This is a genomic window from Aeromonas intestinalis (assembly GCF_054052485.1).
Genome location: NZ_JBSTYK010000009.1, coordinates 63,959 through 87,043, shown reverse-complemented (window position 1 = coordinate 87,043; position 23,085 = coordinate 63,959). Strand labels below are relative to the sequence as shown.

17 protein-coding genes and 2 tRNA genes are annotated in these 23,085 nt (G+C 64.2%); 13 read left to right on the top strand and 6 right to left on the bottom strand.

Translation table 11 applies throughout. The features are described 5' to 3' along the window. Positions 1-20: 20 nt before the first annotated feature. Entirely contained in the window at positions 21-1,937 is a 1,917-nt protein-coding gene (locus ACW5W7_RS13115) for a transglycosylase SLT domain-containing protein (RefSeq protein WP_349921616.1), read from the bottom strand. A 100-nt stretch (positions 1,938-2,037) separates the two neighbouring features. Continuing rightward, complete coding sequence (locus ACW5W7_RS13110; RefSeq protein ID WP_456502002.1) at positions 2,038-4,539, bottom strand: putative bifunctional diguanylate cyclase/phosphodiesterase; 2,502 nt, start codon at positions 4,537-4,539, stop codon at positions 2,038-2,040. Positions 4,540-4,927: 388 nt separating this feature from the next. Here ACW5W7_RS13110 and hpf point away from each other — a divergent pair, with 388 nt between their 5' ends. Next, complete coding sequence (hpf, locus tag ACW5W7_RS13105) at positions 4,928-5,266, top strand: ribosome hibernation-promoting factor, HPF/YfiA family (protein ID WP_349921614.1); 339 nt, start codon at positions 4,928-4,930, stop codon at positions 5,264-5,266. 76 nt (positions 5,267-5,342) lie between these two features. Here hpf and ACW5W7_RS13100 read toward each other — a convergent pair whose 3' ends face one another. Beyond that, positions 5,343-5,867: a VC2046/SO_2500 family protein gene (locus tag ACW5W7_RS13100; RefSeq protein ID WP_456502001.1), complete on the bottom strand. Its 525-nt coding sequence runs from the start codon at positions 5,865-5,867 to the stop codon at positions 5,343-5,345. A 126-nt stretch (positions 5,868-5,993) separates the two neighbouring features. Here ACW5W7_RS13100 and ACW5W7_RS13095 point away from each other — a divergent pair. Further along, positions 5,994-6,078 (top strand) — tRNA-Tyr (locus ACW5W7_RS13095). Between the two features lie 50 nt (positions 6,079-6,128). After that, positions 6,129-6,213 (top strand) — tRNA-Tyr (locus ACW5W7_RS13090). Between the two features lie 124 nt (positions 6,214-6,337). Here ACW5W7_RS13090 and tamB read toward each other — a convergent pair. Beyond that, on the bottom strand, positions 6,338-10,180 hold the full coding sequence (tamB, locus tag ACW5W7_RS13085; protein WP_456502000.1) for an autotransporter assembly complex protein TamB: 3,843 nt from the start codon (positions 10,178-10,180) through the stop codon (positions 6,338-6,340). Between the two features lie 121 nt (positions 10,181-10,301). Beyond that, positions 10,302-12,074: an autotransporter assembly complex protein TamA gene (gene tamA / locus ACW5W7_RS13080; RefSeq protein ID WP_456501999.1), complete on the bottom strand. Its 1,773-nt coding sequence runs from the start codon at positions 12,072-12,074 to the stop codon at positions 10,302-10,304. Between the two features lie 542 nt (positions 12,075-12,616). On the opposite strand from tamA, the gene ACW5W7_RS13075 reads away from it, so the two are divergent. From ACW5W7_RS13075 to mltB, 10 genes are all read left to right on the top strand, one after another. Further along, the gene (locus ACW5W7_RS13075; protein ID WP_456501998.1) at positions 12,617-12,991 is read left to right on the top strand and encodes a hypothetical protein; all 375 of its coding nucleotides are present in this window, start codon (positions 12,617-12,619) and stop codon (positions 12,989-12,991) included. Between the two features lie 131 nt (positions 12,992-13,122). Next, the gene (locus tag ACW5W7_RS13070; RefSeq protein WP_349921608.1) at positions 13,123-13,401 is read left to right on the top strand and encodes a peptidylprolyl isomerase; all 279 of its coding nucleotides are present in this window, start codon (positions 13,123-13,125) and stop codon (positions 13,399-13,401) included. Positions 13,402-13,667: 266 nt separating this feature from the next. Then, positions 13,668-14,354, top strand: coding sequence for a DUF1499 domain-containing protein (locus ACW5W7_RS13065; protein ID WP_456501997.1), 687 nt, complete (start codon positions 13,668-13,670; stop codon positions 14,352-14,354). A gap of 7 nt (positions 14,355-14,361) precedes the next feature. Then, complete coding sequence (locus ACW5W7_RS13060) at positions 14,362-14,997, top strand: carboxymuconolactone decarboxylase family protein (RefSeq protein WP_456501996.1); 636 nt, start codon at positions 14,362-14,364, stop codon at positions 14,995-14,997. Continuing rightward, a complete protein-coding gene (locus ACW5W7_RS13055; protein ID WP_456501995.1) occupies positions 14,994-17,159 on the top strand; it encodes an FAD-dependent oxidoreductase in 2,166 nt (721 codons plus the stop codon). Before ACW5W7_RS13060 ends, ACW5W7_RS13055 begins: the two co-directional genes overlap by 4 nt. Positions 17,160-17,180: 21 nt before the next feature. Then, positions 17,181-18,368, top strand: a complete 1,188-nt coding sequence (locus tag ACW5W7_RS13050; protein ID WP_456501994.1) for an ABC transporter substrate-binding protein — start codon at positions 17,181-17,183, stop codon at positions 18,366-18,368. 43 nt (positions 18,369-18,411) lie between these two features. Beyond that, positions 18,412-20,037: an ABC transporter permease gene (locus ACW5W7_RS13045; RefSeq protein ID WP_456501993.1), complete on the top strand. Its 1,626-nt coding sequence runs from the start codon at positions 18,412-18,414 to the stop codon at positions 20,035-20,037. Positions 20,038-20,039: 2 nt separating this feature from the next. Then, complete coding sequence (locus tag ACW5W7_RS13040; protein ID WP_456501992.1) at positions 20,040-20,705, top strand: ATP-binding cassette domain-containing protein; 666 nt, start codon at positions 20,040-20,042, stop codon at positions 20,703-20,705. Between the two features lie 2 nt (positions 20,706-20,707). Continuing rightward, positions 20,708-21,313, top strand: a complete 606-nt coding sequence (locus ACW5W7_RS13035; protein WP_456501991.1) for a CDP-alcohol phosphatidyltransferase family protein — start codon at positions 20,708-20,710, stop codon at positions 21,311-21,313. Between the two features lie 95 nt (positions 21,314-21,408). After that, on the top strand, positions 21,409-22,512 hold the full coding sequence (gene mltB, locus ACW5W7_RS13030) for a lytic murein transglycosylase B (RefSeq protein ID WP_456501990.1): 1,104 nt from the start codon (positions 21,409-21,411) through the stop codon (positions 22,510-22,512). Positions 22,513-22,552: 40 nt separating this feature from the next. Here mltB and ACW5W7_RS13025 read toward each other — a convergent pair whose 3' ends face one another. Beyond that, a complete protein-coding gene (locus ACW5W7_RS13025; protein ID WP_456502067.1) occupies positions 22,553-23,035 on the bottom strand; it encodes a MarR family winged helix-turn-helix transcriptional regulator in 483 nt (160 codons plus the stop codon). Between the last annotated feature and the right edge of the window lie 50 nt (positions 23,036-23,085).

The window sequence follows — 23,085 nt, the reverse complement described above, 5'->3', positions numbered from 1 at the left end:
ACGGCGACGGCCTCCTCGTGTCAGTAGGTGTGATTCAGCTCCCGCTCGGACATGAAGCGCAGAGGCTGCTGCAGCTTGTGCTGATAGATGAGATCGAAGGAGAGCACGTTCTGGACGTAGTTGCGCGTCTCCCGGTAGGGAATGCTCTCCACCCAGACATCCATCGGTTTGTCCGCACTCTGCTCCCGCCAGCGTTTGACCCGGCCAGGACCCGCATTGTAGGCGGCGGCCGCCAGGATCCGGTTGCCGTCATAGACATCCAGCAGGCGCTTGAGATAGGCGCTGCCAAGGCGGATGTTCATGGTCGGATCGAACAGCTGCTGCTCGTTGCGATAAGGCACCCCCAGCTTGCTGGCGGTCTCCTTCGCGGTGGCCGGCATCAGTTGCATCAGGCCTCGTGCACCCACGGGAGACTGCGCCAGCGGGTAGAGCGCGCTCTCCTGACGGGAGATGGCGTAGAGCAGGCTGGTGTTCATGGTGCGCTCCTGGGCCATCTGGGAGAAGGTGCGCTTGAGTGGCAAGGGGAAGCGCAAGTCCAGCGCATCCCAGGCCTCGGCCCGGATGCTGGAGAGGATCGCCAGCTCATGCCAACCCTGATTGAGGGCGATGTGACCAAATTCGATGCGCTGGGCCACCGTGTTGCGATCCATGTTGTGGATCCACTCAGAACGTGCCGCCGTGATCTCGTTCATGGCCAGCAGCTCGCGCACCCGCAGCAGGAAGGGCCAGCGACTGCTCGCCGTACGCCAGTCCGGTACCTTGAGCCCCGAACTCTGGTTTTTCATGCGATAGGGCACACCGGTGCGCTGGGCCGCCATGAAGCCGTAGAAGCCGCGCAGATTGGCGGTCTCGAGATAGAGATCCCTCGCCGCCTTCTGCTGACCCTGCACTTCCAGCGAACGAGCCATCCAGTAGCGCCAGCGGTCCTCCTTCTGTGAGCCCATGGGCATCTTCTTGACCCAGCCCGAGAGGCCACGCCAATCCAGCTCCCAGATGGCGAGACGGGCTCTGAGTTCCAGCAGCTCCGCATCCTTCATCCGCACCAGGGTCGCATCCAGCCAGCCACGCTGGGCGGTGGATCTGTCCAGCAACAGGCGACGGGCGGCGGCCCGCTCCACGCTGCTGACCTCGGTCTGGTTGAGACCAAAGCGGCGCTTCATCTCCCCCAGCTGGCGCAGCACCGCCTCGGGTTCCTGGTTGGCGTAACGCGCAAGGCCGAGGGCGAGCAGATGCCTGGATTGGGATGCCGTCGTGAAATAGGCCGGATTCATCGCCCGGGCCGGCTGCTCATAGAGGGCGATCATCTGATCCCCATAGGGTTTCAGGTTCCCCCCCAGCTGGGCACCGAGGTGGCGGATGAGGTTGGGGTTCTGCGCCTCGAACGCGAGCTGCATGCGCTGCCAGATCTTGTCCTGGGTGCGCAACCCCGCCTGTTGCCAGAGATCGAACAGGGGATCACACGCATCCGGCCTGGATTGCCCGCTCAGCCAGAGCTTGCCCGCCTCCCGCAGCGCCTCTTGCCGCTGCCCGGTGTAATAGCGGGCCTGATAGTGCTGGCAGAGCAGATCGGTGGAGCTGGGCTTAGTTGGATAGAAACGCAGGAATTGGGACCACTGCTGGCTCTGGGCCAGATAGGTGAGATAACTGCGCTCCAGCCGGTTGGACTGGGGAGTATCCCCGTGCTGGCGGATGAAGCGGGTCACATCGTCATAGTCCGCCGCCCCTGGCCGGAAAGCCAGCTGGTAGTAATCCAGGTAGGGCAGCAGAGGATAGTGGGTCAGGCGGGAACGAATTTGCTGGAAACGGGCCTGATCATCGGCGCGCACCGCATCATAGGCCTGACGGTAGAGGGACTGTTCCATGGTTTGCGCGAAGACCGGTGCCACCGGCCCCGATGCGCACAGCGCCGATACGATGATTCCCCAGACGGCTTTCACGAATAGCGTACTCCCTTGAGAGGCAGAACCACCGCCCGCTGGCGGTGGTGATATGGTTCTCATTCTACCCGCTAATCAGGGGGGCGACGCCACACTATTTTTATCCGCAGAGGGAGGCCGTTCGCCGCGGCAGACGCTCGATATAACGCTCCAGATAGGGCACGGGCAGCGGCTTGGAGGCGAGGTATCCCTGGAAGAAATGACAGCCCTGCGCCTGCAGGAATTCCAGCTGCTGGCGCGACTCCACCCCCTCCGCCGTCACGTTGAAGCCCATGTGACGCGCCATGGCGATCACCGCCTCGACGATGGCCATGTTGTCGCCATCCCTGGGAATGTCCTGGATGAAGGATCTGTCTATCTTGAGCTCATCCGCCGGCAACCGCTTGAGGTAGCTCAAGGAGGAGTAACCGGCACCAAAGTCATCGATGGCGAAGCTGATGCCGAGTGTCTTGAGCTCGGCCATCTTGCTGATGGTGTCTTCTGCGTGGCCGAGCACCACGGATTCGGTGATCTCCAGATTCAGACAGCCAGGATCCATGCCGGTCGCGGCCAGGACGTCGTGAATGCGATCGACGAAGTCGTGGGCATGGAACTGCTTGGCACTGACATTGACCGACAGCTGGGGCACGTGAATGCCATTTTCCTCCCAGGAGACGTACTGGGTGCAGGCTTCGTGCAATACCCAGTTGCCGATGTCGACGATGAGATCCGTCTCCTCGGCGATGGGGATGAATTCACCGGGGGACACCAGGGCGCGGCCGGGAGGCTGCCAGCGGATCAGCGCCTCCACCCCGATGAACTCCCCGCCCTCCACCATGTGCTGGGGCTGATAGTGAAGCGTCAATTCCTGGTTGTTGAGGGCACTGCGCAGCTCGTTGTGAATGAGCAGGCGCCGATCGGCCTGCAACTGCATGGAGGCGTCGAAGAAGCGCCGGGTCTTGCGTCCCGCGGATTTCGCCTGATACATGGCGGTATCCGCCTGCTTGAGCAAGTCCCCCGCCTCCTGCTCCCGACCGGGGAAGAGGGTGATGCCGACGCTGGCCCCGATATGCAGCACCTGACCCCCATGGCTGTAGGGAGCGGCAATCTCCCCGATCAGGCGCTCGGCAATCATGTCGGCCTGCATCTCCGCCTGGGGCGGGCTGGCCGAGAGCGACGGCAGCAGCAAGACGAACTCATCCCCCCCGAGTCGGGCAAGGCAATCCCCCTGCCGAACCAGTCGCTTGAGGCGGCTCGCCACCTCCTTGAGCAACCAATCACCGGTGGCGTGGCCAAGGGAGTCGTTGATGGTCTTGAAGTGATCGAGATCGATGAACAGCAGGGCCCCGACCAGATGCTCGCGGCTCGCCTCGATGAAGGCCTGGGCCAGGGTTTCATGGAGCTGACGGCGATTGGGCAGGCCGGTCAGCTCGTCGTAATAGGCGAGATCCTGGATGCGGCGCTCCGCCGCCTTGCGCTCGGAAATGTCCTCGAAGAAGATGACGTAGTGGCTGATCTCCCCCTTGTCGTCCTGCACCGGCGTGACGATTTCCCACTGGGGATAGGCGCGGCCATCGGCGTGCTGGCGCTGGGTTTCCCCCTGCCAGCGCGTGAGGTCGCTGAGCTCGTAACCCAGCCCCCCCAGACCGGACCAGAGATCGTCCCCCAGATGCAGGCCTATCACGCCCTGGTTGTCAAAACCGGTGATCTGGCCGAAGGCATGATTGACCCGCAGGATCTTGAACGCAGGGTCAGTGATGATGATCCCTTCGTGGGTCTCGAAGGCAACCGCAGAGAGTCGCAGCTGGGCATCGCTGTGCAGGCGTTCCAACTCGGCAGCCATGCGAGCCGAGAAGAGGGTCAGCACGGCGTCCAGATCGGCGGTCTGGATCTCGCCGGGGAACAGCAGGGCCAGATGACCCAGCAGCTGGCCGCCGCGATCCCGCAGCGGCTGGGCATAGTAGTATTGGCCCGGCAGGGATCCCGCCTCCTCCAGCAGTCGCCCGCTCACCGGCGCCATGCCGGCGGCATGCTGCTCATAGAGGCGCTGGCAGGGCATCTGCGCCGGGGAGTACTCCTTGAGCTCGATGCCGTGGCTCGCCAACACCCTGAGCCGATCCCGTGCGAGGCACTCCGTCAGCCAGACCGCGCTGGCACCCAGAATATGGGCGAGCTCGTTGACCAGGGTATGGCAGAAGTCGAGCCCCGTCTTGGCGGAGAGCGCCTGCGCCAGCTGGGCCAGCAAGGGTTCTTGCAGCAGGGGAAGTCGCGGGGAGACAGTGCCCAGCGGATCGCTGGTGCCCTGGAGGCGGGACGTCATGTCCAGAGGCGCCACCCAGCCACAGCAGAGACCCTGGGCGGGCACATACTGGCCGCACCAGAGCATGTGATGCATGACGCCGTCTTCACCCTGCAGATGTCCGATGAACTGGCCGGGCTGATCCGAGTCATGGAGCCGGGAGAGAAACTCGGCGAAACCGGCTTCATCTTCCTGTGCCAGCCTTGCGGCCCAAGGGTGAGTCCCCTCTCCCTGCCAGGGCTGGCAGGTGAGATGATCGGACAAACTCCATTTCCCGAGTGGCCGATCATAAAACCACATCAGCTGAGTGGCTTGCTGCTTCATTGACGACTCCAACACGACAACCACGTTACCGACCCGCACATCTGCGAGCCGATAACTATCAACGCATATCTTCACCGGCACACGGCATGCCGTCTGCGATGGGGTGGGAGAGATATGGGCAATTAAATCCGAAACCAGGGGGCAGAGACCAGACATCAGGTCGGCACGAGGCGCTGCCAAGGGGGGACAGAAACGATTCTACTTCCGCCATACTGCCTGCCGGTTTCGCTGAGCTCAAGCGGTTTTTGGCACGAAACCGGAAAAGGTCACAATTTATAATTCGCTAAATAATCGAGAGGACATTTCGTGATCCAGATCACACATTCATCCCGCTACATGGGTAATCTGGAGGTGAAGACACAAGCAAGACGACCCGAAGGGGGCCAATATGAAAATTGAAATTACCAGTAAAATCATTGAGATTACCCCGGCTATCCGCGAGCGCATCGAATCCCGGTTTGAAAAGCTCGAGCGTCTTCAGGTGCCTCTTATCACACCGCATGTGATCATCTCGAAAGAGCGTTTGATGTATATCGTCGAGGCCAAGGCCGGCGTTCCCAACGGCAAGCTGTTTGCACAGGCAGAACACGAGGATCTCTACGCCGCCGTCACCGAACTGGGTCAGAAGCTGGAACGCCAGCTAAATCGTCACACCGAGAAGCCCATCGCGCGCCGTGCTTCGACCAAGGAAGCACCACAACTGGAACCCGACGAGGCCGATGTCTGAGCCTAGTCCGGTACAGATCACATCATTGACGAGAGAGGCGGGGTAACCCGCCTTTTTGCTGCCTCTCTTTCCGCCATCAGCTCAGCCAGTGCAGGCCAGCCTCCACCCCGCCCTTCAATCTATCGAGCAGGGGCAGCATCAACAGGGGATCTTCTCCTCTGGGTGCAGACACCACGGCATCAGACACCTGCCTCGCTTGCCAGCGTTCGCGCCCGAGTGCCGACAGGTTGTCGTAGACGGCGGGAGCCAGCACCGGCGTCTTCGCCACTATGGGGGGGGAGCGCAGTGCCAGCCAGAGCTGCAGATCCAGCGCGCAACCCCCCTGCTGCAGGTGCTCGTTGATGCCGCTGGCATCCCCCTCCTCCACACTCCCCTGCAAGGCCGTCTGCGCCGGCAGGCCTAAGTGCTGGCGCCATTCACGGGTCTCGGTGGTCGCAGGAGAACGCCCCTCGAACCAGGGCTGCTCGTCGACGGCATCGGTCAGCAGTGCCAGGTGTAGCCGGAAGTCGGCCCTGTCCCCCTGGCGCAGATCCTGGTTTAAGCGCTGACCCAGCTGGGCTTCATCGACGAGCAGGCGATCGCGAATGGCGTTGGGTAGCATGAGATAAATCTTATAAATAGGGGTTTCATTGCTTATCGGCCGTCAACCCGATCCTTTAAGCATTAAAAATCCTGGGCAAGGGGTTCACAACGGTGAGGGATCTGTTAGTATGCGCCTCGCACTTGGGGAGGGGTTCCCGAGCGGCCAAAGGGATCAGACTGTAAATCTGACGGCTCTGCCTTCGAAGGTTCGAATCCTTCTCCCTCCACCATTCAAGTGCCGTGTCTCGCAAGGGATGCATCAAAACCAGCAAGGCCCTGTGGAGGGGTTCCCGAGCGGCCAAAGGGATCAGACTGTAAATCTGACGGCTCTGCCTTCGAAGGTTCGAATCCTTCTCCCTCCACCACTCTTCAGACAACCCGGCCTTGCGCCGGGTTTTCGCTTTTTTGCCTCCCAGATCCTGCCGCCACCGGCTGCCCAAAATAAGAACGGGAGGCCAGCGCCTCCCGTTCCCAAGTCATGCCCTCCCCTTACAGGGTGAAGCGATAGAAGATGTCCACCGCCTGGGCTACCCCACTCATGGCCTGCAGATAGAGCCTCGGCATCACCTCGTAGCGCAGCTTGAACTCGGCGATGGGGCTGAACACCCCTACCCCGTACTGGAACTGCAGGCCGGGCAGCAGATAGGCCGACAGGGTGACCTGGGTATCGTCTCCGCTGCCGGCGGTGTCCAGGGCCATATCGCTCATGCCAAGGGACTCGCCAAGTCCGGAGACCACCCCGTTGGCCTGGCTGACGGCTCCCGCCACCAGCAGGCCGTTGAAACCGCCATCCTCACCCCCGGTCTGCAACCCCTTGCCCCGGAGCAGATAGGAGAGCTGCTCGGACTGTGCCATCTGCGGCTCGGAGTAGACGGAGATCTTCGGCTTGGTGGCCGGACCCGTCACCCGCACCCCGACGGTCACGTTGTCCTCCATGGTATCGGGATCCCGATAGGTCTCGATATTGAGGTAAGGCTGATCGATGGGGCCGGAGAAGATGATCCGCCCCTCCTTGATGATGAGGTTCTGACCATAGGCCTTGAAGCGCCCATCCTTCAACTCCAGCTGACCGTTGCCCGACAGGGGCTTGGCGGGATCCTGGCGGATGTTGAGCCCGCCGGCCACCTTGGTCTTGAGCCCCATGGCCTCAAGGCGTACGTCATCCCCCATCCGGATGGCGAGGTTGATCTCCATCGGCAGGGGTTCGGCCTTGGGTACGGGGGGGATGTCGTCGTAGATCACGGTCACATCATCCGACACCGCCACGGCGCTATCGGGCAGACTCTTGACCAGGATCCGTGACCAGGGGATATCCACCTTGCCACTGACCTTGGTCTCTTCCCCGAGGGAAATGGCGATGTCCGGCGTCACCCGCACCCGTCCCATGCCGGGATACTGGGCTTCCAGATCCTTGCCCTGAATGGTGAGGCTGCCGGTGAGAGGCTGCCTGGCCCAGCTCATCCAGCCCCCCAGTGCCAGCGGCCCCTTGCCCACCAGCATGGAGCCATCAAGCTCTGCCCGGTTGCCATCTATCTTGAGGCGCGTCACCAGCTTGGAGAGGGTCACCATGTCGGAGTGGGTCTGCACCTCCCCATCCCTGAGGGCGAGCTCCCCATACAGCAGAGGCGCTGCCAAGGTGCCATCGAAGCGGGCATTGGCGGAGATTATTCCCTGCAGGGAACGCACCTCGGGAATGAGGGGGGCAAAGGCGGTGAGCTTGAGATCGTCGAACTTGAGCTGACCCGACAGCTGGCCTCGTCCGGCGGGTTCCCGGATGAGTAGATCCGTATCGATGTTCCCTATCTTCTGGGAGGCGAAATCGAGACGAATGGCGGCCTGCTGACGCTCGAAGTCGACCCCGAGCTCCAGACGCTGGTAGTCGGTCTTCAGCTCATCGGCCACCAGGGTGCCCGGGGTGGTGCGCACGGTGGCGTGCAGGGTCGGCTGAGAACCACGCCAGCTTGCCCGGCCATCGGCCGACAGCACCGCCTGCCAGCGGAAGTTGTCCGGCATCCAGGGGCGCAGGCGCTTGAGATCAAACTGGCTCAGGGCAAACTCCAGGCTGCCCTGGGCTGCCGAGAGGCGGCTGCCCTTGACGCAGAGGCTGGCGCCCTGCGAGGCGAGACAGAGATCCCCCATGGTCAGTTGCTGCTTGGGCAAGTCCACATCCAGCGCCCAGGGAGCCGTCAGGGCCCAGCGTTTGAGCGGTGTCTTCAACTTCAATTCGGACAGGGCACCACGCCAGTGATCCCCGCGCAGGCTGCCGTTGATGCTGAGATCCGCCGCCACCGGCTCCCCCTTCACGGTCAGCGTCAACCCATGGCGATTGAGATCGCCGCTGGCGTTTAGGGCGAGATCGGAGAGCTTGTTCGCCCCCTGCGCCAGGCTTGCCACCGTCAGCGACAGCTCGCCGGCCGGCTTGTCGGACGCCAGCACATTGCCCTTGATGGCGATCCCCTTGAGCACCATGCCGTCATAGGCGAGGCGGCCAGCAGCCAGATCCGCATTCACCCTGGGGGCCTGCTGGTTGCCGGTGACGCGCACCTGACCCTTGATGTCCCCCTTGAGGGCGGGATAGAGGCCGCCCAGCTGGGGGGCATCGAGATCCGCATCCAGCTTCCAGGCCTGCTGGGTCAGCGCCCCCTTGGCCTGCAGCCGGTTCGGGCCGCTTTGCAGCGCCAGAGAGGGGATGGTCCACTCCATCTTGTCGTTACCGCTGAGGTTCCCCTTCAGGGCCAACGGATACTGGTTCAGCTTGCCTTCGATGTTGAGTTCAGGCAGCGCCAACTGCCAGTGCCCCGCCTCTGTCATCTCGAAGCGGCTGGCAATCTTGCCCGCCAGCTTGCCCTTGATCTCGGGTACCAGCTCTGCCGGGTTGATCCCCTTGAATTCTGTTGTGCCCTGCCACTGGACGCCCTTGCTCCAAGCCAGCTTGCCATCGAGCTTGAGTTCACCGCTCAGGGCATTGAGCAGCAGCTCGATGCGGCCGAGCTGGGTCAGATCCCCCTTGCCATCGATCGCCAACTTGAAGGGAGGCACGTCCGTCCCCTTGCCCCCCGTGTTCAAGGCAAACTGATAGCCGGAGAGCTTGCCCTTGGCACTCAGGCTGCCCTTGTCCAGCTGATAGCTCGGCTCCTCTTTTGCCGGTTTGTGCAGCGGCCAGCCCAGACGCTTCCAGTCCAGCGCCAGATCGAACGGCAAGTCGGGATCCAGGGCCGCCAGGGTGCCCTTGAGGTTGGCGGCGACCGGCCCCTTGGCTTGCAGCGCCAGCGCCAGCTTGCCCACTGAACCGTCCAGTTTGAGGCTGGCCTGCTCGCTGTCGAGCTCCCACTGTTTGAGCCCCTTGCGGGCCTTGGCATCCAGGGTCAGGTCGAGGGGATAGTCATCCACCAGGCGCACATGACCGTGCAGGGCGAGATCCGCCATGTCGTGGCGCAGGAAGAGTTCGCGAACATCGATGCGCTCCTCCTTGGCCGAGACGGTCAGCAGCAGACTGTCGAGCCCTTCGATGAGCTCACCCTGCTGGTAGCGCACCCGGGTGGCGTTCAGCCCTTGCAGCTCGATGGGGAATGGCAGACGAATGGCGGGCAGCACGATGGGCTCCGGCTTGCCGGGCGCCACCTTGTCGGCCGTGCTCTTCCTGGTGTTGCCTGTCGACTTGCTCTTCTGCTCGGCGGGCAGGCTCACCACGACACGGGACTCATCCTTGGCTGACTGGGTGGCGGCGGCGCCGGAGGGGGGAGTGTTGGCTTTTGCCGGCCCCTTGCCGTCGGCAGGCTTGGCCTCCTTGGCATCCGCCAGGGTGATGGTCAGCCCGTCGAACACGGGGCCGCGCACGACGAGCCCCTGCCGGTTCAAGGTGGCGCCGATGTCGAGATCCTTCAAGGTCACCGCCACCCCGGGCACCACCAGATCCAGATCCGCCACCTTCAGGCTGTCGAACTGGATGCGCAGGGGCAAGGGATGCCAGACGAAGGGCTCTGACGGTTCTTCCACCGCGGGTTCCGATTCCGCGACCCGCACCACGGGATGGGTCACGTCCAGGGACTTTATCCAGAGCTTGCCCTGCAGCAACTTGCCGAGATCCCAGTCCAGCACGGCTCGCTCGACGGTGACATCCACCAGCCCATCCTGCCAACCGACCCCTTCCAGGGTCCAGCCGTAGCCAAGCTGACCCGCCACCAGCTCCCCTTTCAGGGCGGGAAGGGCGGATTTTGCCTGTTGCCACAGCCATTTGTTGCCCTGATGGGTGAAGCCCAGCAGGCTGACGCCGATGAGCAGCAGGAAGATGATGCCCATCAACCACAAGAAAATGCGTTTTACCCAGATCACGATGCAGACCCCAGCGAGAAATGCAGCCGCAGCGGCCAATGAAGATGAATCACGCTTTCAATCGCGACTTTTGCAGCGTGTAATGTCGCAGGATTTTCAACAAACAGTGGAAGTCTCGGCATCATAGCTCCGGCCCCAACGCGAAATGCAACCGCAGCGGCTTGTCTTCCTCGGAGATGCCGACCGCCAGATCCAGTCTGACCTGCCCGATGGGGGTCACCCAACGCACCCCGAAGCCCGTCCCTATCTTCCAGGCCTCGCTGTAATCGACGGTGGCGGTGCCCGCATCCACGAACAGGGCCCCCAGCCACTTCTCGCTGATGCGGTAGTTGTACTCCAGACTGCCCACGCTGGTGTAACGACCGCCGGTGAGCTTGCCGTCCTCATCCCGTGGCGAGATGGTCTCGTAGCCATAGCCACGCACCGTCTGATCGCCACCGGTGAAGAAACGCAGGGAGGGCGGCACCAGGGAGAAGTCATCCCCGACGATGGCACCCTGCTCGACCCTCATCAGGAAGCGGTGATCCTCCCCCAGGGTGCGCAGCCACTTGCTGCGTCCCCACACCCGCATGAAGTTGATGTCCGATCCCCAGTAGGGGCTGGAAAACTCGAAGGTCAGCTGCTGGCGATCCCCCCACTCCGGCACCAGGCCGCCGCGTACCCGCAGTCGTGACCAGGAGACCCCGGGGATCAGCAAGAGGCTGTTGCCTTCGTCGTTGCCCTGCACGTAGCGCTCGTTCTCCAGACGCAAGAAGACGTCTCTGTCCCAGCTCTCCGGCCGCCGCTTCCAGCGGTGCACCCCGATGCTGGTGAGATCGGAACGGGTATCGTTGTTGTTGGTGTACTGGTAGCCCGCCTGCAGGGAGTAGTAATCCCGCAGCGGGTTGCCCACCGGGATCTGGTAGTCGAAGCTGAGCTCGGCTTCCGGCGCCGAGACCTTGGCAGTGCTGGAGAGGCTGTGACCGTAACGGTTGACCCAGGGCTTCTCCCAGGTGGCGCTCATGCGCGGCCCCACGTCGGTGGCGTAGCCGACACCGACCTCGATCTCGTGATCGACCCGATTGGAGAGGGTCACCTGTACCGGCACCCGGTGATCCTTGGCCTGGCTGATCATGGGTTTGATATCCACCTGCTTGAACAGCTTGGTGGAGGAGACATCCTGGGACATCTCGGCAAGGCGGATGGCGAGATAGGGCTCACCGCTCTGGATGTTGATGAGGGGCTTGATGAGGCGCAGGGCTTCCGGGGTCGCATCGTAGTGGATGTCACCGAAGCGATAGCGGGGGCCGGAGCGGAACACGATATAGATCTCCGCCTTGCCCTGATCCGGGAAGACCTTGACCTGACTCTTGCTGATCCTGGCGTCGAAGTAGCCGCGGGCCAGCCCCAGGCTGCCGAGATCCGCCTTGATGGACTCGTACATGCCGTGATTGAGGGGATCCCCTTCCTTGAGAGGCAGCTTGTCCAGCAGGGCGCTGTAGATCTCGTCGTTGCCCGCCTCCCCTTCCAGCAGGATGTCGAGGCGGGAGACCAGCACGGGCTTGCCTCTGTCAATCTCTATGCCGACCTTGGCGGGGGCCTTCTTGTCACGGGTCAGGGTGATCTTGGGCTGGTAGTAGCCATAGACCTGCAGCGCCTTTTGCACTTCCTCGGTGATCCGGGTGCGCGCCGTGCGGTATTGGCGTTCCTGATAGACGGGCAGGGCGTTGAGATAAGCCTCGACGTTGTCTTTCTGTTCCCCCTTCACCCCTTTGACCTGATAGGTCAGCTTGGCGGCCATGGCGGGCATCGCCAGCAACAAGAGGCAGAGGGCGAGCAGTGTGCCGAGCCCAGGGCGAAAATATCGTCCAGGCGTTCTGGTCCCTGCAGGCAGGAGAGGATAGCATCCTGTCAAACGTCGGTTTCCCCGCATAACGTGATTAAATTGCTGTATTAATTAGAATGATAATGGGGACTGGCCCCTGACAAGCGCCGCTCATCCTAGCATAACCTCGTCCGGGGTCGCAGCGCCTGCCCCCCACACAGTCCCCTCTATTCTGGCACCGCCTTTCCCCGTCCCGGGTCGCCTCGCAGGGTCTGCCCGCGAAAACCTGGCCCTCGACGGGTAAAACTGGACACTCTCTGGACACTCATGGGTAAAAAACCGGCGCCGGGGCCGTTTCTCCCCCCCGGCAAGTCTGACAGCCCCTTCGCAGGCGCCGCGCGACAATCTCTGTCGGAGCCGCGATGTTCCGGCCCCCATGGGCGTCAAGCGTTACTTGACATCATGCCTGCATCCCGGGGGCTTGACCAGCCGCGAATGGGCGAGAAAACAAGTTTAAATCAACAACTTGAACCGAAAAAGTGAAAGCCTCGTTCAATCCAATCGATTTATCCCGCTGCCACTGGCCGCTCCCCTGCCCCACACTTCTCCCATCCGATGCAAGAAGAGACTCCATGCCCATGCGTAGCGAACAGATGGCGGACTACATCGCCGACCGACTCGAATTCATCACCTTCCTGGCCTGTTGCAGTGCCCTGCTCGCCCTGCTGACCGGCATGAACGGCCAACAGGCACTGGCCTTCACCGCCCTCAATCTGCCCTTCGGCCTCGCCCTGCTGCTGGGGTTGGCCATGCTGGCCCCCCTGCCCGTCCATTGGCGCCTGCCCGGCGTCACCCTGCTGCTCGCCGGTGGCGCCCTGCTTACCCTGCAACTCGGGGGAGAGTGGCTCAACCCGCTGGCCATCTGGAGCCTTTATGCCCTGCTGGGGCTGGAGATCCTCTGGCAGGCTCGCCCCCGGGCACGGCTGACCGCCGATGCCCGAGGCTGAAAGAGGCGCCTCCCAGCGCAAGCCGGCGGCTGACGCCTGAGCAGATTTGGGGTAATCTTGCGCCCCTGGTTTTTAGCCAGCCCTGTTCAGCCGTCCGTTTCAGTCATTTGCGATCCGCCGAGGAGCCCCCCATGAAGAAAGCCTGTGCCCAGCACATCCTGGTCAAGACCGAGAAGCAGTGCCTCGAGATCAAGGAGAAGATCGAGAAGGGTGCCGACTTCGGCCAGATGGCCAAGCGCTTCTCCACCTGCCCGTCCGGCAAGCGCTCCGGGGATCTGGGGGAATTTTCCAAGGGGGACATGGTCAAGGCCTTTGACGACGCCGTGTTCAAGGGAGAGCTGCTGACCGTGCTGGGGCCGGTGCGCACCAAGTTCGGCTTTCACCTCATCAAGGTGCTCTACCGCAGCTGAGCCCCGCGCTCGGTAGCAGGGGCGACCGCCCGTCGCCCCTGCTTGCTCTCGCCATTCCCTCTGCATCTCGCCCCTCCCGCAATGGCCCGGCCTCTTCCTTCCCGTCCCTGCTGTCTCTGCCGAAGTCCCGCCCTCTCTCCACCCTTGCTGGCATCTGGCTCTCCACCGAGGCCAAGGCTATGTAATATGGATGAATTTACTAACGTTATCAGTTAATTAAGTTTATCCTTCTGAGCATTGCCCATCAAAATCCGTGGATCCCTGATATGCCCAGCTTTTTGTGGTGGCCCCTGCTGGCCTGGTTGCTGCCCCTCGGGGGGGCCCTTGGCAGTCGCATTCATCTCTGGCCCTGGTGGGCTGGCTTCATCCTCTGTCTGGGAGGGGCCCTCCTCAGCCTCTGTCTGCTGCTGCGCCTGCCCTGGCGCCGTCGCCGCACCACCAATCTCTGGCCGGATATCTGGGGCATAGCGCCCCTGCTGCTGCCCCTGCTGTTTCTGGTGCAGGCATTGCGAGCGCCGCTGACCAACGACGTCAGCACGGATCCCTACAACCCTCCCCGCCTCACCTGGGCCGAAGAGCTCAGAACGGCGCAGGATCTGCCAATAAATGCCGCCCCCTTGCAAGCATTTACCGGCAACCCCGGTCCTCTCTATACCCAGGCCTCCCCGGCCGAGGTGCTGGCCGAGGCCGAGGAGTTGATGACCGAGCTCGGCTGGCGCGTCAGGGAGACACAGAGCGGGCTCGACGCCGTGGTCACCAGCCCCTGGTTCGGCTTTAAGGACGACGTGGCGCTGAGGATCTTCAAAGGCCCCCAGGAGACCCGTGTCGACATGCGCTCCGCCTCCCGCCAGGGCCGCAGCGATCTCGGGGCCAACCGCGCCCGGATCCTGGACTTCAAGGAGCGTCTGAACGAGCGTCTCGGCCAGGCCTATAAACCCAAGATGAAAGATTGAGGTCAAGATGCGCATCGAGGTGAAACCCGACCATGACTATGCCTGGTTTATCCGCCCCTTCTTCTGGCTGCAAAAACGCAACTACGGCCAGGTGCTGATCCCCGGCAAGTGCTGGGGCCGATCCCCGCGCCTGTTCGCCGCCGTGGCGACCCTGTATGGGGTGATCAACCGCAAGCGCTCTCCCATCACGCCCGTGCTGCGCTCCCTGGTCACGGTACGGGTCTCCCAGCTCAACTGGTGCCGTTTTTGCGTCGACATCAACGCCATGACCCTCATCAAGCGGGCGGGCTCCAGCGAGAAAGTCGAGGCCCTTGCCCAATGGCGCACCAGCCCCCTGTTCGATGAGCAGGAGCGGGCCGTGCTCGACTACGCCGAGGCCATGACGGGACTGGATGGCGTCAGCGACGAGCAGGTCGCCCGGCTCAGGCCCTGGTTCGACGACGATGCCATGGTGGAGCTGACCGGCCTCATCGCCTTCCAGAATATGTCCGCCAAGTTCAATGCCGCCCTCGACATCGCCCCCCAGGGCTTCTGCCAGTTGCCGGTGCAACCCGAGCGCGGCACCGCGTCCACAACCCGCGTCGCCGCCGACCCGATAAAGAGTGACACTTCCCCTTCCCAGCAGGATAAACCGCAGCCATGAGCCGCTCTCGCCTGCTGTTGCTGCTGCTTATCCTCGGGTTGGTCGGTACCTTCTTCGCCCTGGATCTCGGCCGCTACCTGAGCCTGCCCGAGTTGCAGGCCCGCCAGACCGCGGCCGCCACCTGGGTCGAGGCCCACTTCGGCCAGGCCGCCCTGCTGTTCCTCGCCGTCTATGTGCTCAGCACCGCCCTCTCCCTGCCGGGGGCCAGCCTGCTGACGCTCGCCGGCAGCGCCGTCTTCGGCATCGGTTGGGGGCTGCTGCTGGTGTCGTTTGCCAGCACCCTCGGCGCGACCCTCGCCTTTCTCAGCGCCCGCTTCCTGCTGCGCGACTGGGTCAAGGCGCGCTTTGGCGACAGGTTGGCCCAGTTCGAGCAGGGGATGGCAAAAGATGGCGCCAGCTACCTGCTGACCCTGCGCCTCATCCCCCTCTTCCCCTTCTTTCTGGTCAACCTGCTGATGGGGCTCACCCCCATCAGAGTCAGCACCTACTTCTGGGTGAGCCAGCTTGGCATGCTGCCCGGCACCTTCGTCTACGTGCTGGCGGGCTCCGAGCTCGCGACCCTCACCAGCACCGGCAACATCCTCTCCCCCGGCCTCATCCTGGCGCTGACCCTGCTGGGGCTCATGCCCTGGTTGATGAAGTTGCTGATGGCGCGCCTCGCATTGCGCCGTCTGCACGCCCCTTATCAGAAGCCCGCCCGCTTTGACTACAACCTGCTGGTCATCGGCGCCGGCGCCGGTGGTCTGGTCACCAGCTACATCGCCGCCGCCGTCAAGGCCAGGGTCGGACTCATCGAACGCCACCGGATGGGGGGAGATTGCCTCTATACCGGCTGTGTCCCCTCCAAGGCGCTGATCCGAAGCGCTCGCTTCGCTGCCGAGCAGCGCCGGGCGGCCGAACTCGGCTTCACGCCGGCTCGCTCACGGGCCGATTTTGCCGCCGTGATGGCCCGGGTGGCTGAGGTTATCAAGAGCGTCGAGCCCCATGACTCGGTGGCGCGCTATCAGGGGTTGGGGGTGGAGTGCATTGAAGGCACCGCCCACCTCGTCTCTCCCTGGGAGCTGGAGGTGGACGGCCAGCGCCTCTCTGCCCGTCACATCGTCATCGCCACCGGCGCCCGGCCCCGCATTCCGGATCTGCCGGGGCTGGCAGAGGTTCCCTACCTCACCTCGAACAACCTCTGGCAGCTGCGCGAAGCGCCGCGCCACCTGCTGGTGCTGGGGGGCGGCCCCATCGGCTGCGAGCTGGCCCAGAGCCTGGCCCAGCTCGGGGTCCCCGTCACCCTGGTGGAGCTGGCTCCCCAGTTGTTGCCAAGGGAAGAACCCGACGTCGCGGCCCTGTTGCAGGCCCGGATGGAAGCCGACGGCGTGCGGGTGCTGATCGGCTGGCGCGCCGAGCGGGTCGACTACCGGCCATCAGCCGAAGGCTCGCAAACCGAGTCGCAACCCATTCGATTACACCTGCGCCGTGATGACGAGAGCCTGATGCTGGACGGGGATCAGCTGCTGCTGGCCCTCGGCCGGGTCGCCAACGTCAGCGGCTTCGGGCTGGAGGCGCTGGGCGTGACCCTCTCGCCCGGCGGCACCGTCGCGGTGGATGAGTATCTGACGACCAATTACCCCAGCCTGCTGGCGGTGGGGGACGTGGTCGGCCCCTATCAGTTCACCCACGTGGCGGCCCACCAGGGCTGGTACGCCGCCGTCAACGCGCTGTTCAGCCCCTTCAAGCGCTTCAAGGCTGACTATCACGTGATCCCGACCGTCACCTTCACCAGCCCGGAAATCGCCAGAGTGGGCCTCAATCAGGGGGAGGCCCGCGCCCGCGCCATCCCCTTCGAGCTGACCCGCTTCGAGATGGCAGAGCTCGACCGATCCATCGTCGACGGGGAGCGTTCAGGGTTCGTGGAGGTGCTGACGGCACCCGGCAAGGACAGGATCCTCGGCGCCACCATCGTCGGCGAGGGGGCGGGGGAGCGCCTGGCGGAGTTCGTGCTGGCCATGAAGCAGGGGCTCGGCCTTCGCAAGATACTGGCCACCATTCATCCCTATCCCACCCTGGTGGAGGGGAACAAATACCTGGCCGGGGAGTGGCAACGGGCCCACCAGCTGCACCGCCTGCTGCCCTGGCTCAACCGCTATCACGGTTGGCGCCGCGGCGCCTGAATCTATCCAGAGGTCATCATCATGCCCAAGATTTCCGCCTTGCTTCGCACCTTGCTGCGCCCCCTGCAACTGGCCGCCCTGCCCCTGCTGATGGCGGGCCCCCTGCAGGCAGCCCCCGCGAGCGATCCCCAATGGCAGCAAACCCTCACGGAGGCGAAGGGGCAGAGCGTCTATTTCAACGCCTGGGGCGGCAGCCCCGAGATCAACGCCTATTTGCAGTGGGCGAGCGGCGAGGTGCTTCGCCAGTACGGCGTCAAGCTGGTGCAGGTGAAGGTGGACGACATCGCCCAGAGCGTGAGCCAGTTGCTCGCCGACCGGCAGGCGGGCAAGCAGAGCGGTGGCCCCATCGACCTGCTCTGGGTCAACGGCGAGAACTTCAAGGCCCTCAAGGAGCAGGGGCTGCTGGGGGCACCGTTTACCCAGGAGCTGCCGAACATGGCGCTGGTGGATGGGCAGTTGCCGGTGAGCGAAGACTTCACCGTGCCGGTGGAGGGGCTGGAAGCCCCCTGGGGCATAGGTCAGCTCAACCTCATGGTCAATGAAGACGAGGTCAAGACGCCGCCCACCTCGGCGGCGGCCCTGCTCGCCTGGGCCAAGGCTCACCCCGGCCGCTTCACCTATCCCAAACCACCCCAGTTTCATGGCTCGAGCTTCCTCAAACAGATGTTGCTGGAGCTGACGCCCGATCCTGCGCCGCTGTATCGGGAGGCGACCGATGCCGAATTCCAACGCCAGACGGTCCCACTCTGGGCCTGGCTCGACGCACTGCACTCCACGCTCTGGCGCAAGGGCAAGCTGTTCCCCACCGGCGCCGCCGAGACCAAGCAGTTGCTGGACGATGGTGAGCTCGCCATGGCCATCAGCTTCAACCCCCAGGAGGCGCAGAGTTCGGTGCAAAACGGCACCCTGCCCGCCAGCGTCAGGGCCCTGGCCATGGAGAAAGGGGCCCTCACCAACAGCCACTTCCTCGCCATCCCGTTCAACGCCAACGCCCGTGCCGGGGCCAAGGTGGTGGCCAACTTCCTGCTGAGCCCCGCCGCCCAGGCCCGCAAGGCCGATCCCGCATTCTGGGGAGATCCCAGCGTCTTGCGAAGGGATGCCCTGCCCCAGGGCACGGCCCCGGCCTTGCGCTTCAAGGCGCAGGCCGAACCCCACCCCAGCTGGCAACTGCGACTGGAAGCGGCCTGGGCCGAGCGTTATGGCCAGTGAGCTGAGTCATGGCGATCACCCTTAAGATGGCAATCCGCTGAGCATGGGGCGCACCCTGTTCATCCTGCTCTGTGTCCTGCTGTTCGGGGCCCCGCTCCTTGGCGGTCTGATCCTGCTGCTGGTTGATGGCATGGCGGCCGACAACCTCGGTCTGCTGCTGAGCCAACCCGGACTCTGGCACTCTCTCATGCTCAGCCTCTGGATTGCGGGCGCCTCCACCCTGGGGGCCCTGCTACTCACCGCCCTGGTGCTCGCCCATGGGGACGGGAGCCGCTGGTTTGGGATCTTGCAGCGCCTGCTCTCCCCCCTGCTGGCCATGCCCCACGTGGCTTTTGCCATCGGCTTTGCCTTCCTGCTCGCCCCCTCCGGCTGGCTGCTGCGCCTGATCTCTCCCACGCTCACCGGTTTCGAGCTGCCGCCGGATTGGCAGAGCGTGCGCGACCCCCTCGGACTCGGCCTCATCGCCGCCCTCATCCTCAAGGAGACGCCGTTTCTGCTGCTGATGGCGCTGTCGGCGCAAGATCCCGCCAGGATGGCCCGTCAGCAGTGGCTCGGCCAGACCATGGGGTTCAGCCCGCCCCAGATCTGGTGGCGGTTGCTGCTGCCCGCCCTCTGGCCCGCCCTGCGCCTGCCCCTCTATGCGGTGGCGGCCTACGGCCTGGCGGTGGTGGATCTCGCCCAGCTGCTGGGGCCAGATGCCCCGCCCCCTCTGGCGGTGCGGCTCTGGCTCTGGTATCAGGACCCGGATCTGCATTGGCGCGGCGTGAGCGCCAGCGGCGCCCTGCTGCTGCTTGCCGCCAATCTGCTGTTGCTCGCCGCCCTGCGGCTGCTGGAGTGGGGTCATCGGCAGGGAGGCAAGGCGCTGCAGCTCGATGGCGTGCGGCGCACAAGTCCCCCCTTTCACCGCCATTGGACCGGCGTGCTGGTGTGGGGCCTGCTCGCCGTCAACCTGCTGGTACTGGCGAGCTTGCTGCTCTGGTCCCTGACCCGGCGCTGGCCCTTTCCGGCGCTCTGGCCTGCGCAGTGGAGTGCCCAATATTGGCAGGATCTGCTGCCAGCCCTCGGGCCCCTGCTCGGCCAGAGCCTGCTGCTCTCCCTCGCCTGCGCCGCCATCGCCCTGCTGCTGGTGATCCTGAGCCTGGAGGCGCAGCAAGGCAAACGCCCCTGGCCACTCTGGCTCATCTGCCTGCCCCTGCTGCTGCCACAGGCCAGCCTGCTGTTCGGCCTGCGGCTACAGGTGAACCTGCTGGGCGGGGGGATCGGCTGGGGCTGGGTGCTCTGGTGCCAGCTGCTGTTCGTGGCGCCCTATGTCTATCTCTGTCTGCACGGCCCCTATCGCCAGTTTGACGGCCGCCTCACCCAGGCGGCCCTGCTGCTCGGTGCCAGCCCCTGGCGTACCTGGTGGCAGGTGAAGGCGCCGCTGCTGGCCCGCCCCTTGCTGTTTGCCTTCGGGGTCGGGGCGGCGGTGAGCCTGGCCCAGTATCTGCCCACCCTGCTGTTTGGCGCAGGGCGCATCGTCACCATCACCACCGAGGCGGTAGCCATCGGCAGCGGCCTCAACCGGCGGCTGGCGGGGCTCTATGGCCAGTTGCAGCTATTGCTGCCGCTCTGCCTCTATGGACTGGTACTCTGGCTGCCCCCCCGCATCAACCCCGCCCTGAGGCCCTGACCATGCTGCGCACCACTTCCCTCACCCTCTGCCTGCACCACACGCCCCTGCTCCAGCTGCCGCCCCTGGCGGTGGCGCCCGGCGAGGTGCTGACCCTGATGGGGCCGAGCGGCTGCGGCAAGAGCTCCCTGCTGGCGGCCCTGGCGGGGGGGTTGCCCGGCACGCTGGGGCGCGGCCCATTCGGATTGGCGGGAGATATCTATCTCAATGAGCGGCGACTCACGGCACTCCCCCCCCAACAGCGCCAGATCGGCATGCTGTTTCAGGAGGATCTGCTGTTTGCACACCTCAATGCCACCGAGAATCTGATGTTCGGCCTGCCTGCCCACATGAAAGGAATGGCCGCCAGGCGGGAGGCCGCGCTGGCCGCCTTGCACGAAGTGGGGCTGGCCGCCGAGGCCGACAAGCTGCCGAGTCAGCTCTCCGGCGGCCAGAAGGCCAGGGTCAGCCTGCTGCGCACCCTGCTCGCCGAGCCCGCAGCCCTGCTGCTGGACGAGCCCTTCTCCCGCCTCGACAAGCCCCTGCGATCGGCTTTTCGCACCCTGGTGTTCGAACGCATCGCCGCGCGCCGGATCCCGGCCATCCTGGTCACCCACGACGCGGAAGATGCGCCGGGCGCCATTCTTGACCTTATGCCTTCCACTTCCCACACACGCGAGGAGATCTGACCGTGTTCGATAGCCGCATCATTCCCCTGATACGTCGCCCTCTGGCGCGCATGGCTACTCCTCTGTGCCGGGCCGGAGTCAGCGCCAACCAGATAAGCCTCGCCGGCTTTGCCATCGGCATGCTGGCCTTGCCGCTGCTGGCGCTGGAGCTGCACGGCTGGGCCCTGCTCGCCATCCTCACCAATCGGCTGCTGGACGGGCTGGACGGCGCCGTGGCGCGCCAAAACGGCATCACCGACTGCGGCGGCTTTCTCGACATCACGCTCGACTTCATTTTCTACGCCGCCGTGGTGCTGGGCTTTGCCCTCGCAGCCCCCGCCAACGCCCTGCCCGCCGCCACCCTGCTGTTTGCCTTCATGGGGACGGGATCGAGCTTCCTGGCCTTTGCCATCATGGCGGGCAAGCGGGGCATCGAGAATCCCGTCTATCAACACAAGTCCCTCTACTACCTCGGCGGGCTCACCGAGGGGAGCGAGACCATCACCCTGTTCGTGCTGATGTGCCTCTGGCCCGCCGCCTTCCCGGCACTGGCCTACGGCTTTGCCCTGCTCTGCTTCATGACCACGATGACCCGGCTCTGGAGCGGCTATCACACCCTGCGGGATTAGATTCATTTGAGAGAGGACAAAGCGACGCTGCACTTGCGCGCGGGCGCCAATGCTCTACCATGACGACACTCAGTTTCAGGCCTTTCGAGATCCCTATGCGTCGCCTTGTCTGCCTTCTCACCCTCTCTGCCCTGCCGCTGCTCCAGAGCTGCAGCAGCACACCGGCCCCCAAGCCCGTGGTCAAGCCACAGCCCAACAGCGCCTTCATCAACCAGACGCCGCCGAGCAAGCCCTTCTACGGGCAGGGAACCGGTCAGGGGGTCAGCAAGGGGGATTTCGCCAATCGCCCCAACGTGGACAACTTCGTGCGGCGCATGGTGCAAAAACACGGCTTCAACGATGCCGAGCTGCACCAGGTGCTGGCCCAGGCCCAGCGCTATGACTGGATCATCCGGCTGATGGACGCCCAGGCGCCCACCAGCACGCCGCCCACCGGGCCGACCGGGGCCTGGAATCGCTACCGTGCCAAGTTCATCACCCCGGACAACGTCCAGAACGGCGTCAACTTCTGGCGCGAATACGAGAGCGAACTCAATCGGGCGCAGCAGATCTACGGGGTGCCGCCTGAGATCATCGTCGGCATCATCGGGGTGGAGACCCGCTGGGGCCGGGTGATGGGCAAGACCCGCATCCTGGATGCGCTGGCGACCCTGGCGTTCGACTACCCACGCCGGGCCGAGTTCTTCACCGGCGAGCTGGAAGCCTTCCTGGTAATGACCCGGGACGAGGGCATGGATCCCACCCAGCCGCAGGGCTCCTACGCCGGCGCCATGGGCTACGGTCAATTCATGCCGTCGAGCTTCCGCAGCTATGCGGTGGACTTCAACGGCAACGGTCACACCAACCTCTGGGATCCGGTGGATGCCATCGGCAGCGTGGCCAACTACTTCAAGGCTCACGGCTGGGAGAAGGGACAACCGGTGGCGGTGCGCGGCCAGGGCCAGCTGCCCGGCTACGAGCATGGCTTCCAGACCCGCTACCCGGTCGCCACCCTGCGCGGCGCCGGACTCGCCCCCATCGCCTCTCTCGGCAATCACAAGGAAGCGAGCCTGCTGCGCCTGGACGTGGGGATCGGCTATCAATACTGGTATGGCCTGCCAAACTTCTACGCCATCACCCGCTACAACCACAGCACTCACTACGCCATGGCGGTATGGCAGCTGGGTCTTGCGGTGAAAGATGCCAAAGGCAGTTATTAATGCTGACCGAGTGTAAAAACGGGCCATCTGGCCCGTTTTGCTATTCGTTCTCCAGCAACCAGCGTTTGAGCAGGGCCGCCAGCTGGGCCTGCTCGGCGCCGGTCAGTGGCGCCAGCAGGCGCCGCTCGTTCGCCACGTGCCGCTCCACCGCCAGATCGATCTGCGCCCGTCCCGCCTCGGTCAGGTAGACCAGCAGGCTGCGCCTGTCACTCGGGGCGGCCTGACGCTCGATGAGGCCCCGCTCCGCCAGCTTGTCCAGACGCGCGGTCATGGCCCCCGAGGTGAGCATGGCGGACTGGTAGAGGGCCGTGGGAGTGAGCGGCTCGCCGGCGCGGCGCAAGGTCGCCAGGATGTCGAAATCCGATCCCAGCAAACCGCACTCTTTCAGCTCCTCATTGATCTCGCGCCCGGCGATGGCCGCCATACGCGCAACCCGCCCAAACACCCCCATGGGGCTACAGTCGAGATCCGGTCTCTCCCTGGCCCACTGCGCCAGCAGCAGATCCACGTGATCTGTCTCCATCATGACTCCAATATCTTTTCGTAAAGATACTTGATAGTAAACCAACTCGC

Coding starts and splice junctions, on each gene's coding strand:
- ACW5W7_RS13065 (WP_456501997.1), top strand. CDS start 13,668: ATGCCCAGCTTTTTGTGGTGGCCCCTGCTGGCCTGGTTGCTGCCCCTC.
- ACW5W7_RS13025 (WP_456502067.1), bottom strand. CDS start 23,035: ATGGAGACAGATCACGTGGATCTGCTGCTGGCGCAGTGGGCCAGGGAG.
- ACW5W7_RS13100 (WP_456502001.1), bottom strand. CDS start 5,867: ATGCTACCCAACGCCATTCGCGATCGCCTGCTCGTCGATGAAGCCCAG.
- mltB (WP_456501990.1), top strand. CDS start 21,409: ATGCGTCGCCTTGTCTGCCTTCTCACCCTCTCTGCCCTGCCGCTGCTC.
- ACW5W7_RS13050 (WP_456501994.1), top strand. CDS start 17,181: ATGCCCAAGATTTCCGCCTTGCTTCGCACCTTGCTGCGCCCCCTGCAA.
- ACW5W7_RS13045 (WP_456501993.1), top strand. CDS start 18,412: ATGGGGCGCACCCTGTTCATCCTGCTCTGTGTCCTGCTGTTCGGGGCC.
- ACW5W7_RS13110 (WP_456502002.1), bottom strand. CDS start 4,539: ATGAAGCAGCAAGCCACTCAGCTGATGTGGTTTTATGATCGGCCACTC.
- ACW5W7_RS13060 (WP_456501996.1), top strand. CDS start 14,362: ATGCGCATCGAGGTGAAACCCGACCATGACTATGCCTGGTTTATCCGC.
- ACW5W7_RS13055 (WP_456501995.1), top strand. CDS start 14,994: ATGAGCCGCTCTCGCCTGCTGTTGCTGCTGCTTATCCTCGGGTTGGTC.
- hpf (WP_349921614.1), top strand. CDS start 4,928: ATGAAAATTGAAATTACCAGTAAAATCATTGAGATTACCCCGGCTATC.
- ACW5W7_RS13075 (WP_456501998.1), top strand. CDS start 12,617: ATGCCCATGCGTAGCGAACAGATGGCGGACTACATCGCCGACCGACTC.
- ACW5W7_RS13040 (WP_456501992.1), top strand. CDS start 20,040: ATGCTGCGCACCACTTCCCTCACCCTCTGCCTGCACCACACGCCCCTG.
- ACW5W7_RS13070 (WP_349921608.1), top strand. CDS start 13,123: ATGAAGAAAGCCTGTGCCCAGCACATCCTGGTCAAGACCGAGAAGCAG.